Here is a 12,343-nt window from a genome sequence, read left to right as displayed (position 1 = left end):
GATTTGCCGGAGCCGGATTCGCCGACCACGCACAGCACTTCGCCGGCGTAGAGCTCGAAATCGACGCCGAAGCAGCCATTGCCGTTGCCGTAGTCCTTGCCGAGGCCGCGGACGCTGAGTAGGGGCGGGTTCATTGCGGGCTTTCCTGTGTGTCGCGGCGCTGCTGGCAGTGGTCGCTGTCGGAGCAGACGTATTGGCGCGCGCCGGCGTCGTCGGTGATGATTTCGTCCAGATAGCTGTCGTCGGTGCCGCATAGCGCGCAAGCCTGTTCCCAGCGCTGCGCCTGGAACGGATGGTCGTCGAAGGCCAGGCTTTCCACCCGGGTGTGCGGCGGGATCGCGTACAGCCGCTTTTCGCGGCCGGCGCCAAACAGCAGCAGCGCCGGGTTCATGTCCAGCTTGGGGTTGTCGAACTTGGGAATGGGCGAGGGCGAGGCCAGGTAGCGGCCGTTGACCAGCACCGGGTAGTCGTAGCTGGTGGCGATGTGGCCGTAGCGGGCGATGTCCTCGTACAGCTTGACGTGCATCAGGCCGTATTCCTGGTGGGCGTGCAGCTTGCGGGTTTCCTGCTCGCTGGCTTCCAGCGTGCGCAGCGGCTCCGGCTCCGGCACCTGGAACACCAGCACCTGGCCGGCGCGCAGCGGGGTTTCCGGGATACGGTGCCGGGTCTGGATCAGGCTGGCCTCGGCGCTGCGGGTGGTGGTGGCCACGCCGGCGACGCGGGCGAAGAAGCGGCGGATATTGACCGCGTTGGTGGTGTCGTCGGCGCCCTGATCTATGACCTTGAGCACGTCGTCGCGGCCGATCACGCTGGCGGTCACCTGGATGCCGCCGGTGCCCCAGCCGTAGGGCAAGGGCATTTCGCGGCTGCCGAACGGCACCTGGTAGCCGGGGATGGCCACCGCCTTGAGCAGCGCGCGGCGCAGCATGCGCTTGGTGTTTTCATCGAGGAAGCCGAAGTTGTACGCCCATTGCGTGGCGGTGCTCATGCCTGTTTCTCCTTGTCGGCGGCGTGCTCGCGGCGCAGCTGGCGTATCAGCGACAGCTCGGCCTGGAAATCGACGTAGTGCGGCAGCTTGAGGTGCTGGACGAAGCCGGAGGCTTCGACGTTGTCGCTGTGGCACAGCGCGAATTCCGGCTGCTGCGCCGGCGCGTGCGCCGTTTCGCCCAGCTCGGCGGCGCGCAGGCTGCGGTCCACCAGCGCCATCGCCATCGCCTTGCGCTCGGCTTCGCCGAAGCTCAGGCCGTAGCCGCGGGTGAATTGCGGCGGCGCGCTGCGGCTGCCGGCGAACTGGTTGATCATCTGGCATTCGGTCAGCGTGATTTCGCCGATATCGATATCGAAGCCCAGTTCTTCCGGGCAGACCGTCACGCTGACTTCGCCCATGCGGATTTCGCCGGCGAAGGGGTGGCTTTCGGCGTAGCCGCGCTGGGTGGAATAGGCCAGGCCCAGCAGCCAGCCCTCGTCGCCGCGCGCCAGGTTTTGCAGCCGGGCGGCGCGGCCGGCCGGGAACAGCAGTGGCTCGCGCGTCAGGTCGGCCGGTTCCGGATCGCCCGGCGGCGGCGTTTCCGGCTCGATCAGGCCTTCCTGCGCCAGAGTGTCCAGCACGCAGGGCAGCCGTTCCGGCAGGGGCGCGTCCGCCAGCGTCGGCAGCGGCGGCTCGCCGGCCTGGGCCAGGTCAAAGTCCAGCAGCCGCTGGGTGTAATCTGCGGTGGGGCCCAGCACTTGGCCGCCGGGCACATCCTTGAAGGTGCCGGACACGCGGCGGCGCACCCGCATCGCCGCGGTGTCCAGCGGCCGGCTGGCGGCGAAGCGCGGCAGGGTGGTGCGGAAGGCGCGCAGCAGGAAGACCGCTTCCACGCAATCGCCGGCCGCCTGCTTCAGCGCCAGTGCCGCCAGTTCCTCGTCGTACAGCGAGCCTTCCTGCATCACTCTGGCCAGCGCCAGCCGCAATTGGCCGCGGATCTGCGCGAGGCTCAGTTCCGGCGTCGCCGCGTCGCCGCGGCGCTTGGCGGCCAGCAAGTCCCAGGAGCGGGCGATGGCGGTTTCTCCGCCTTTGACGGCTACATACATATCAACCCTCCTTGACGCGGGTGCTGCGCGGCAGGCCGGCCACGCGCTCGCCGCTGATCAGCAAGATGTCCACGCCCAGCGGAAAGCGGGCGTGATTGTCCCGCCACTGCCGCCAGAAATCGTCCGGCGCGCCGTTCATGCCGAAGCGGCGCGGCGCGGCGAAACCCGGGCCGCAGGCTTCCACCTGCTCGGCGTTGAAGCCGGCGGTTTCCAGCAGCACGGTGGCGGAGCGGTCGGGGTATTCGGGCTCGCCGGCCTTGAGCGCGGCCAGCGGCGGCAGCGGCGCGCCCAGCGGCAGCACCACGAAGTCGGCCTGTTCCGGCGCGGTGGCCAGGCGCAGGCCGGTATGAAAGCGCAGGCTGGCCAGGGTGTCCGCCGGCAGCGGCGGCAGCCAGACGCTGACGTCCTGATCCAGCAAGGTGTAGAGCAGGGCGGCGGTGGCCGGCATCAGGCCCGGCAGTTCGGCCGGCAGCGCCGGCAGCGTCTGCGGTTGCAGGGGTTCGGCCAGCGCGGCCAGCGTGGCGCGGAAGCAGCGTTGGCTGTCGTGAACCGGATCGGCGAAGGCGGCGCGCATTTCATTCATCTCATTCCCCCCTGACCATGGTGAAGAACTCCACCTTGCTGGCGGCGGCTTCGCGCGCCGCCTGTTCGCGGCGCTCGGCGCGCTCGGCGCGCAAGGGCGCGATCCATTGCGCCAGCAGTTGTTCTTGCCGCGCCGGGTCTTGCAGCAGCGCGTCGGCCTGGGCGATCAGTTCGGCGTGTTCGCCATTGCTGCCCAGAGCCCAGCCATGGCCCAGGCGGCCGTCTATCCGGCAACTGGCGCGGCTGACGCTGGCCTCGCCCAGGTTGAAGCGGGCGCCGCTGCCGCCGGCGCGGCCTTGCAGCATGATGAGTCCGGTTTCGGCGCGGCGCAGCCATTCCACCCGCGGCGCCGGCGGCAGCTGCGGGGTCAGCAGCCGGCGCAGCCGCGGCGGCGGAGTGTGGGCCAGCAGGCTGAGCCAGTCTTGCCTGGTCGAGGTTTCCATATCGGGTATCGCCCTATGTGGTTTCAACAAAAATTCATATAAACGTATAGACGTATCCATGATAATGGCCTGTGACCAAGCGCAAACAGCATGCGGCGATGAAGGTTTTGTGACGATTGGGTGGCGGCGCTAGACCTTGGCCGCCGCGGGAGAGAAAGGGCTTGAAAGATGATTGAACGCGGTTCCGGCGTCGCCGTCTGGCGGCAGATAGAAAACAGTCTGGCCGAGCAGATCGCCGTCGGCGCCTTGCGCGCTGGCGAGCGGCTGCCCACCGAGCTGCAACTGGCGGAGCGCTTCTGCGTCAACCGCCATACCATCAGGCGCGCGGTGGCCACGCTGGTGGAGCGCGGCCTGCTGCGGGTGGAGCAGGGGCGCGGCACTTTTGTCCAGGACAATGCGATCGACTACGCGATCAGCAAGCGCACCCGCTTCTCCCAGAACATGGCCAGCCAGAACCTGAACTCGGACATCGATATCCTGGCCAGCGATACGGTGCCGGCCAATGCCGAACTGGCCGACTTGCTGCAAGTGGCGGTGGGCGAGCCGTTGCTGCGCATCAAGACCCTGAGCCGGGTGGAACTGCGGGTGGTGGACTGGGCGACGCTGTTCTTTCCAGCGGCGCGTTTTCCCGGCCTGCCGGAAATCTACCGGCGCGAACGCTCGGTGACGCGCGCGCTGGCGCATTTCGGCATCGACGATTACACCCGGCGTTTTTCCCGCGTCACCGCGCGGCTGCCGGACAGCGAAACGGTGGACTACCTGGGCATTCCCAAGAACCGGCCGGTGCTGCATGTGAAGTCCTTGAACGTCGATACCGAGGGGCTGCCGGTGCAGTACGGCGTCACCTGTTTCAACGGCGACCTGGTGCAACTGGTGATGGAGGACGCTTGATGCGCTACGCCCTGTATTACGCGCCGCGCCCGGACAGCGCCTTCTGGCGCACCGGCAGCGGCTGGCTGGGCCAGGACGCGCACAGCGGCCTGCAAGTGTTGCAGCCGCACGCGCCGGGCATGGATGCCGAGGCCCTGGCGGAACTGACGATGGAGCCTGCACGCTATGGATTTCACGCCACCTTGAAAGCGCCGTTCGCCTTGCGCGCCGGGGTGGAGGAGGCGGCGCTGCTGGAGCGCACCTCGGCGCTGGCGCAACGCTTCCAGCCCTTCGAGCTGGAGCTGGAGGTGGGCTGGCTGGCGGATTTTCTGGCGCTGCGGCCGGCGGAGCCGCCGCCGGAACTGGCCGAGCTGGCCGCCGCCTGTGTGATCGAGCTGGACGCGCTGGCCGACCGCGAGCGGCCGCTAAAGGCGCGCGCCGGGCTGGACCCGCGCCAGGAGCGCTTGAACCTGCGTTGGGGCTATCCCTATGTATTCGAACAGTACCGCTTTCACCTGACGCTGAGCCGCCGGCTGGCGCCGGACAGCGCGGCGGGACGAGCGCTGGAGCAGGCGGCACGGCGGCAGTTCGCCGTTTTTTCCCACGCGCGGGTGGACGGCGTGGCGCTGTTCGCGGAGCCGGCGGCGGGCCAGGCCTTCCGCTATCTGGCGTACTGCGGTTTCGACGGGCAGGTGGCGCGCTATGAAGTCTGAGCCCGGAGTGTTGTGGTATGTGATCGGCCCGTCCGGCGCCGGCAAGGACAGCCTGCTCGCCTATGTGCGGGCGCGGTTGCCGGCCTCCGGGCGGCTGGTGTTCGCCCACCGCTACATTACCCGGCCGGCCGACGCCGGCGGCGAGAACCATGTGGCGCTGAGCCGGGAGGAGTTTGAACAGCGCGAACAGGGCGGCTGTTTCGCCTTGAGCTGGCGGCGGCATGACCTGGCCTATGGCCTGGGCGTGGAGGTGGCGCTGTGGCTGGAGCAGGGCCTGGACGTGGTGGTCAATGGCTCGCGTTCGGCGCTGCCGCTGGCGGTGCAGCGCTTTCCCGGCTTGCGCCCGGTGTGGATAGTCGCCAGCCCCGAGGTGCTGGCGGCGCGGCTGGCCAGCCGCGGCCGCGAATCGGCAGAGCGCATCGCCGCGCGGCTGGAAGAAGCGGCGACGCTGCAAGCGCCGCCGGGCGCGGCGGTGTTGCGCAACGACGGCGAATTGGCCGAGGCCGGCGAGCGGCTGTTGCGGCTACTGACGGACAGTTTAAGTGAGAACTGTACTTAATGATGGGAAAACGGCGGCGGCGTCAGCGCCGCCGCTTGCTATAACCGGGGCAGTTCGCCGGCAGCGTCGCGGCGGACCGCGCACCGGTCCCGCCGCGGAACGCCTGGGCCGGCGCAGCCGCTCTTCTAGCGCGTTCCGCCATTGGCTGGAGAATGGACATGGCTTTGCAATCAAGAAACTGGCATGCCTGGCTGAACGCGATGCCGGGCCACCCCAAGAGCTTGCACGTGCTGGGCGACGTGGTGGTGGCCAATCCCGGGGTGGATGCGGTGCTGACCATGCGCGAGCCGCAGGGCATCAACCCCGCCATCCTGATGCTGGACCTGCACCTGGTGCAGAAACCCGGCATGTGGCCGCAGGTGCTGGCGGTGGCGCACGCTCGTTACGACCGGGTATTGCCGCCGGGCGCGCCGCCGTACAAATCGGTGGAAGTGCTGCACAATAATGAGCGGGTGGCCTTTATCGAGCACATCCCGGAAATCGTGTAGCCACGGCTTGTTCCGGTGGCCTGGCAGGACCGCCGGGTGCTTAGAACCTGTTTACGATCTGCTGCGCGTCGGCGGGATGGATAGAAATGGGCGTTGAAACCAAGCTCAAAATGCTCATGTACCACTTGTACATTCCGCTTTTTCGCCGGTTTTCGCCTTGTCTCGCCTTAGCTCGCGAGATCGTAAACTGGTTCTTACAGAGTGATGGTTTCGCAGCCGCTGCGCCCGGACTTCTTGGCGCGGTACATCGCCTGGTCCGCCGCCTGCAGCAGGCTGTCCGCGCTGCTGTCGCCGCCGCCCAGCGCAATGCCGATGGAGATGCCCAGCTGACGCTGCTCGCCGCCGATGTCGAACGGCTCCTGCATCGCTTCCAGGCATTTGGCGGCGACGATGCGCGCCACTTCCTCCGCGTCCGCGCCCAGATCGCCTATCAACAATACGAACTCGTCACCGCCGATGCGCGCGAGCGTATCGGTCTGGCGCACGATGCCGCTCAGCCGCTGCGCCGCCTGCCACAACACCTTGTCGCCGGCCTTGTGGCCATAGTTGTCGTTGATCAGCTTGAAACCGTCCAGGTCCAGGAACAACAGGCCCAGCTTTCTCTCATTGCGCTGCGCGCGCGCCAGCGCCATGTTCAGGCGGTCCGACAGCAGCGCGCGGTTGGGCAGCCCGGTCAGCGCGTCGTGGTGGGCCATGCGCGCCAGCTCGGTCTGTTGCTGGTTGAGTTTGTTCAACAGCCGGTTGAAGGCGGCGATCAAATGGCCGACCTCGTCGTTGCGCGTCAGCGGCAGTGGCTCCAGCGGCAGCTCGCCGCGGGTCATGCGATCGGCGTGGCTGGCGGCGCGGAACAGCGGGCGGAACAGTAAATAGAGGCCGATGCCGGCCGCCACGCCGAAGATCAGGATGGCGATCACCGCGTTTTTCAGCAGAAAGGCTTGCGCCCTGCCCACGGTGGCGAAGGCCTCGCTGCTCGGCAGCCGCGCCACCACGAACCAGCCGGTGCTGGGCACCGAGGCGATGGCGGACACTTCCTCGCGTCCCTTGGCGTTGATGGTGATGCCCACGCCGCGGAAGCCGGCCATCGCCCGATCGTGCAAGGGATTGATGCCCGCCGGCGGCGTGGGTTTGAGCACCATGTCCGGCTGCGAGGAGGCGACGAACAGCTTGTCCTGCGGCGAGATCAGCAAAAAGCCGCTATTCGGCCTGCCGATGTGGGAAGCCAGCAGCAAATCCATGAAGCCCGGCGCGGCCAGCGCGGTGATGCCGGCCAACGCGCCTTGCGGGCGGCCATCGCGCCACGGCAAGGCCGCGGCCATGGGCAGCACCGGTTTTTTGCTGGCGCGGCCGATGACGGGGCGGCCGATGACGATGCGGTCCAGCCTGGCCGGGGCGGACAGCGCGGCGCTGATATAGTCGCGGTCGGAAAAGTCGCTGCCGACACGGCCGGGCAAGGGCGGGTAATCGGCGATGGCGCGGCCCTCCTGCGTCACCACGAACAAGCCCTGAGAGAACGGGCACTGGAAATCGCAATGCAGGCGCAGCCAGGCCTGCAGCTCGGCCGGCCGTTGCAGCAGCGCGGCGGGCAGCGAGCTCGCCAGGCGCCGCAGCAGCGCCTGGCGCTGTTCTATCTTGAAGTCCACGTCGCGGGCGACATAGCTGGCCAGCGCCATCTGCTGATTCTGCACCACCGTGCTCAGATCTTCGCGCAGGAAATGGCTGAGCGCGTAGTAACGCGCCACCGCGCCCAGGGTCACGATGCACAGCGCCAGCAGCAGCAGGCGGGTCACGATGCTAGAGAAGATGCGGCGCAGATTCATGGTCGCAAAATATGGCAGTCATTAGCATAGTCTAGACAAGACTTTGCGTTTTGTATGTTGGACATGCGCCGCTGGCGATCAGCGCGGCAGCAGGCCGGCGCAGCACAAGGCCACCGCCGCGCGGGTGCGCGCGCCCAGATCGCTGTCCGGCAGCGGCGGGGTCAGGCCCAGCGCCATCTGGCGCAGAGGCTCGGCGATGGTCAGCGCCAGCAGCAGTTCGGCGGTCTGCATTGGGTCCGGGCAGCGGATCAGGCCGCGGGCGGCCTGCTGCTCCAGCCAGCCGGCCAGCATGGCGGCGCAGCGCCGCACCCCGTGCTCGGCGTATTGTTCCAGCGCCCGCTCCTTGCCGGGAAAATCGCCCACCAATAAGCGGAACAGTCCCACCGCTTCGCGCGACAGCACCTTGGCCGCCACTGTGTTCAGCAAGGCTTCCAGCGCTTGCGGCAGATCGGCGGCGTCCGTCAGCGGCGCCTGCATCGGCGCGACGAAGTCATCGGTCCAGCCGTGGATCACCGCGCCCAGCAATTGCTCGCTGTTGTCGGCGAAACGGTACACCGTTTTCTTGGCCACGCCGGCCCGCTGCGCCACCGCCGCCATGGTGGCGGCCTGATAGCCCTGGTTCAGCAAGAGTTCGGTGGCGGCGTCCAGCACCTGTTGGCGCAATTCCTGTTCCGGCACGGCGGGGCGGCCGCGCGAGCGCGGCGCCTGGTCCTGGCTTGACATCTGAATGAGCTTTCCTCAATATGGAAACGCATAACGTTTCTTAATTTGTGGAGGCGCGTCGCCGCGCCATGGTCTTTACCTGTCCAAGGAGTGTACTGTGAATCAGACTACGGAAACACGCCCGCGCCATGCGGGCATTTACGATGAATTGCTGCAGCCGGGCCCGCTGGCCCTGGAAACCGGCGTGCGCCGGCTGGACGACGGCAGGCTGTTGGTGGCGGTGCGTACCGAGCTGCCCGGCTGCGCCGGCCGCATGTTCGACTGGTGGTTTAACTTCTTCGACACCACCCAGCATATCCGCTGGTGGCATCCGCACGATCATGTGCAATTGCACGGCTGGAGCGAGTCGCGCCGGCAGAGCGGCAGCTATGTCGGCGCCACGGTGCGTGCGGTGGAGGCCTTGGGCGAGATCCCGCCGGTGTCGGCGGTGCTGAAATTCCACCCGGCGGAAAGCTTTTTCGGCGCCGGCCTGCTCAAGGCGGCGCGCGCTTGCGGCGATGTTTCTGCCGCGGTGTGTGCGCGCATCGCCTTTGGCGACGAGCCGCGGCTCAGCGCCGATGGTGATCCGCTGGACGGGGAGATGGTGCATCTGACGCGCGACACCGCCCATGGCGCGGTGCTGCGCAGCCGCTTTCTGCTGGGCGCGGCCGATGGCTGCGGCGAAGCGGTGCCGGAACAACTGGGCCTGGAGCTGATGCGCCATTGCTACAACGAGTTCAGCTGCCTGGCGCGGCTCTTGCCATCGCTGTATTACGGCGAGCACGCCAACGGCGAGAAAGGACCGCTGGCCTGGTAGGCCGCTTGCCGGCGGCAGGACATCCAGCTGCGCAAGACAAGCTTCACCCGGCCGTCACCGCGCTGTCATCGACGCGTCGTAAGGTGGCGGCTGATTCACGGATGGTGTGCGGACCATAAGGTCTATACATCTAAACCCATTGGAGCGATGTCGATGAAACAGCAGATTGTCCTGGCCGCCGGCCTGGCCTTGGCCGGCCTGATGGCCCCGCTGGCGCAGGCCGCCACCACCCTGACCGTGTACACCGCGCTGGAAGCGGATCAGGTCAAGGACTACAAGGAGGCTTTCGAGAAGGCCAACCCGGACATCGAGATCCGCTTCGTGCGCGAATCCACCGGCATCATCACCGCCAAGCTGCTGTCCGAAAAAAACAATCCGCAGGCCGACGCGGTGTGGGGCCTGGCCGCCACCAGTCTGATGATCCTGGACCAGCAGGGCATGCTGCAGCCGTACGCGCCCAAGGGCGTGGAAAAGCTGAGCCCGGCCTTCGTGGACAAGGCCAAGCCGCCCAAGTGGACCGGCATGGACGTGTGGGCGGCCACCATCTGTTTCAACACCGTGGAAGCGGCCAAGAAGAACCTGCCCAAGCCCGAGAGCTGGGCGGATCTGACCAAGCCGGCCTATAAGGGCCAGATCGTGATGCCGCACCCGGCGTCCTCCGGCACCGGCTATCTGGACGTGTCCGCCTGGCTGCAGATGATGGGCGAGAAAAAGGGCTGGGATTATATGGACAAGCTGCACGCCAATATGGCCCAGTACGTCCACTCCGGCTCCAAGCCGTGCAAGATGGCCGCCGCCGGCGAGTACCCGATAGGCATCTCCTTCGAATACCGCGGCGCCCAACTGAAGGAAAAGGGCGCGCCGATAGACCTGATCTACCCGAAGGAAGGCCTGGGCTGGGACCTGGAAGCCACCGCCATCCTCAAGGGCAGCAAGAAGCTGGCCGCCGCGCAAAAGCTGGCGGACTTCTCGGTCAGCCTGCCGGCGATGCGCCTGTATGAAAAGAACTACGCGGTGCTGGCCATGCCCGGCGTGGCCAAGCCCAATCCCTTCATCCCCGCCGACTACGCCAAGCGCCTGAGCAAGAACAACTTCGCCTGGGCCGCCAAGCAGCGCGAGGCCATCCTGCAGGAATGGTCGCGCCGCTATGAAAGCAAGGCCGAACCCAAGAGCTGATCCGGCTCCCTCTGTCACGCCGCCCGTCCGCCGGGCGGCGTCGTCCCATTGCAAGACATCCTGGAGTTGCGCATGAAACCGGCCGATAGCCTCAGCGGCTTGTCCGAACACCTGTCCGTCCGCGGCCTCAGCCGCCGTTTTGGCGGCTTCACCGCGCTGGACGGCGTATCGCTGTCCATACGCAAGGGCGAATTCGTCTGCCTGCTGGGCCCCTCCGGCTGCGGCAAGACCACCTTGCTGCGCCTGATCGCCGGGCTGGACCAGCCGGACGCCGGCAGCGTTCACCTGCTGGAGCGCGACATTACCCGCGAGCCGCCGGCGCGCCGCGATTACGGCATCGTGTTCCAGAGCTATGCGCTGTTCCCCAATCTCAATGTCGCCGACAATATCGCCTACGGCCTCAAGCCGCGCGGCGGCGGCGCGCGCCACGCTCGCCGCGTGCGCGAACTCCTGGACCTGGTGGGCCTGCCCGGCGCCGAGGACAAATATCCGGCCCAGCTGTCCGGCGGCCAGCAGCAGCGCGTGGCGCTGGCGCGCGCGCTGGCCACCTCGCCCGGCCTGCTGCTGCTGGACGAACCGCTGTCCGCCTTGGACGCGCGGGTGCGCGACAAACTGCGCGACGAACTCAAGGGCCTGCAAAAACGCCTGGGCGTCACCACCTTGATGGTGACCCATGACCAGGCCGAGGCGCTGGCCATCGCCGACCGGGTGGTGGTGATGAACGCCGGCGGCATCGAGCAGATCGGCACGCCGGCCGAAATCTACCGCCGGCCGGCCAGCCGCTTCGTCGCCGAATTCGTCGGCGCCGCCAACTGGCTGCCGGCGCGGCGGCGGGACGCGCACAGCGCCGCCGTCGGCAATTGCCTGCTGCGGCTGGACGCGCCGCTGCCGCACAGCGAGGCGCTGACCCTGTTTCTGCGGCCGGAAGACATCATCGTCAAGGCGCGCTGGGACGGCGCGCCCAACACCTTGCTGGCGCGGGTGGACGACGTCAGCTTCGGCGGTGCGATGACCCGGCTGCGCCTGCAGCCGGAAGCCATGCCCGGCCTGGTGTTGCATGCCGAAATCTGCCCATCCATGTTGCAGCGCCAGCCGCTGGCGCCGGGCGAAGTGGTGCCGGTGGAACTGCCGGCCGCCTTGTTGCGGGCCTATGCCGGGGAGGGCGCATGCTGAGCCGCGCCTTGAACGGATGGCGCGCCGCGCCGGCCGGCGCCGCCAATGGCGAACGGCGGCTGGCTTCCGCGCTGGTGTGGACGTTGGCGGCGCTGCTGGCGCTGGCCTTGGGCCTGCCGCTGCTGTTCATCTTCGGCAAATCGGTGTTGGACATGGACGACGGCTTCGTCGGCCTGGCCAACTTCGTCCAGGTGCTGGACAGCCCCGGCCTGATGCGCGCCGCCCGCCACAGCCTGTGGCTGGCGCTGACCGTCACCGCGCTGGTGCTGCCGCTGGCTTTCGCCTTCGCCTGGGGGCTGAGCCGCAGCCGCGTTTGGGGCGGCGGGGTGTTCCGCCAGATCGCCCTGTCGCCGCTGTTGGCGCCGTCCCTGATGCCGGCCATCTCGCTGGTGTATTTGTTCGGCAACCAGGGTCTGCTCAAATCCTGGCTGGCCGGCGCCAGCATTTACGGCTTCTGGGGCATGGTGCTGGGCGAAGCCTTCTACACTTTTCCGCACGCGCTGCTGATCCTGCTGACCGCGCTGTCGGCGTCGGACGCGCGCTTGTACGAGGCCGGCCGCGCGCTGGGCGCCGGCGCGCTGCGCCGCTTCCTCACCATTACCCTGCCGGGCGCGCGTTATGGGCTGGTGTCGGCGGGCCTGGTGGTGTTCACCCTGGTGATCACCGACTTCGGCGTGCCCAAGGTGGTGGGCGGCGACTACAATGTGCTGGCGGTGGAAGCCTTCAAGCAGGTGGTGGGGCAGCAGAACTTCCCGCGCGGCGCGGTGGTGGGCCTGATGCTGCTGTTGCCGGCGGTGTTTTCCTTCTTCATCGAACGGCGCATGGCGCGTCGCCAGCAGGCGGCGCTGAGCGCGCGCGCGGTGCCGTTTTCGCCGGGCCGCGGCTTATGGCGCGACCTGGCCGCCTGGCTGCTGCTGGCGGCGATCTCGC

Annotated in this window: 14 protein-coding genes; 8 read left to right on the top strand and 6 right to left on the bottom strand. The window is 67.8% G+C overall.

Annotation, left to right across the window (positions count from 1 at the left end; all coding sequences use genetic code 11):
* Positions 1–130 precede the first annotated feature (130 nt).
* The 4 genes from LQT98_RS22075 to phnG are packed head-to-tail and all read right to left on the bottom strand — an operon-like array spanning position 131 to position 3,098.
* A complete protein-coding gene (locus LQT98_RS22075; RefSeq protein WP_231465228.1) occupies positions 131–988 on the bottom strand; it encodes an alpha-D-ribose 1-methylphosphonate 5-phosphate C-P-lyase PhnJ in 858 nt (285 codons plus the stop codon).
* Positions 985–2,073, bottom strand: a complete 1,089-nt coding sequence (locus tag LQT98_RS22070; RefSeq protein WP_048411844.1) for a carbon-phosphorus lyase complex subunit PhnI — start codon at positions 2,071–2,073, stop codon at positions 985–987. Before LQT98_RS22070 ends, LQT98_RS22075 begins: the two co-directional genes overlap by 4 nt.
* Before the next feature lies 1 nt (position 2,074).
* Positions 2,075–2,656 carry a phosphonate C-P lyase system protein PhnH gene (phnH, locus tag LQT98_RS22065; protein WP_048411845.1) on the bottom strand — a complete coding sequence of 194 codons (582 nt, stop codon included), beginning with the start codon at positions 2,654–2,656 and terminating at the stop codon, positions 2,075–2,077.
* Between the two features lies 1 nt (position 2,657).
* Positions 2,658–3,098 carry a phosphonate C-P lyase system protein PhnG gene (phnG, locus tag LQT98_RS22060; protein WP_231465226.1) on the bottom strand — a complete coding sequence of 147 codons (441 nt, stop codon included), beginning with the start codon at positions 3,096–3,098 and terminating at the stop codon, positions 2,658–2,660.
* A 168-nt stretch (positions 3,099–3,266) separates the two neighbouring features.
* Here phnG and phnF point away from each other — a divergent pair, with 168 nt between their 5' ends.
* From phnF to LQT98_RS22040, 4 genes are all read left to right on the top strand, one after another.
* A complete protein-coding gene (gene phnF, locus LQT98_RS22055; RefSeq protein ID WP_231465224.1) occupies positions 3,267–3,989 on the top strand; it encodes a phosphonate metabolism transcriptional regulator PhnF in 723 nt (240 codons plus the stop codon).
* Positions 3,989–4,681: a DUF1045 domain-containing protein gene (locus LQT98_RS22050; RefSeq protein ID WP_231465222.1), complete on the top strand. Its 693-nt coding sequence runs from the start codon at positions 3,989–3,991 to the stop codon at positions 4,679–4,681. The genes phnF and LQT98_RS22050 overlap by 1 nt, the downstream gene beginning before the upstream one ends.
* Complete coding sequence (gene phnN, locus LQT98_RS22045) at positions 4,671–5,240, top strand: phosphonate metabolism protein/1,5-bisphosphokinase (PRPP-forming) PhnN (RefSeq protein ID WP_231465220.1); 570 nt, start codon at positions 4,671–4,673, stop codon at positions 5,238–5,240. The genes LQT98_RS22050 and phnN overlap by 11 nt, the downstream gene beginning before the upstream one ends.
* Before the next feature lie 158 nt (positions 5,241–5,398).
* Positions 5,399–5,728 (top strand): hypothetical protein, encoded by a 330-nt coding sequence (locus tag LQT98_RS22040; RefSeq protein WP_231465218.1) that lies wholly within the window; start codon positions 5,399–5,401, stop codon positions 5,726–5,728.
* Positions 5,729–5,922: 194 nt separating this feature from the next.
* Here the strand turns inward: LQT98_RS22040 and LQT98_RS22035 are convergent, their stop codons facing one another.
* Positions 5,923–7,545, bottom strand: coding sequence for a sensor domain-containing diguanylate cyclase (locus LQT98_RS22035; RefSeq protein ID WP_231465216.1), 1,623 nt, complete (start codon positions 7,543–7,545; stop codon positions 5,923–5,925).
* Positions 7,546–7,623: 78 nt separating this feature from the next.
* On the bottom strand, positions 7,624–8,268 hold the full coding sequence (locus tag LQT98_RS22030; RefSeq protein ID WP_231465214.1) for a TetR/AcrR family transcriptional regulator: 645 nt from the start codon (positions 8,266–8,268) through the stop codon (positions 7,624–7,626).
* A gap of 97 nt (positions 8,269–8,365) precedes the next feature.
* On the opposite strand from LQT98_RS22030, the gene LQT98_RS22025 reads away from it, so the two are divergent.
* The 4 genes from LQT98_RS22025 to LQT98_RS22010 form a co-directional block, all read left to right on the top strand.
* A complete protein-coding gene (locus LQT98_RS22025; protein WP_231465212.1) occupies positions 8,366–9,064 on the top strand; it encodes a DAPG hydrolase family protein in 699 nt (232 codons plus the stop codon).
* A 153-nt stretch (positions 9,065–9,217) separates the two neighbouring features.
* A complete protein-coding gene (locus tag LQT98_RS22020; RefSeq protein ID WP_231465210.1) occupies positions 9,218–10,240 on the top strand; it encodes a putative 2-aminoethylphosphonate ABC transporter substrate-binding protein in 1,023 nt (340 codons plus the stop codon).
* Between the two features lie 72 nt (positions 10,241–10,312).
* Complete coding sequence (locus tag LQT98_RS22015; protein ID WP_231465208.1) at positions 10,313–11,413, top strand: putative 2-aminoethylphosphonate ABC transporter ATP-binding protein; 1,101 nt, start codon at positions 10,313–10,315, stop codon at positions 11,411–11,413.
* The coding region (locus tag LQT98_RS22010) for an ABC transporter permease subunit (RefSeq protein ID WP_231465206.1) at positions 11,407–12,343 on the top strand (937 nt) is incomplete at its 3' end. The genes LQT98_RS22015 and LQT98_RS22010, both read left to right, overlap by 7 nt.

Origin of the sequence: Chromobacterium aquaticum (assembly GCF_021129195.1) — a bacterium.
Taxonomy (GTDB): domain Bacteria; phylum Pseudomonadota; class Gammaproteobacteria; order Burkholderiales; family Chromobacteriaceae; genus Chromobacterium; species Chromobacterium aquaticum.
This window is presented reverse-complemented; position numbering and strand designations above follow the sequence as displayed.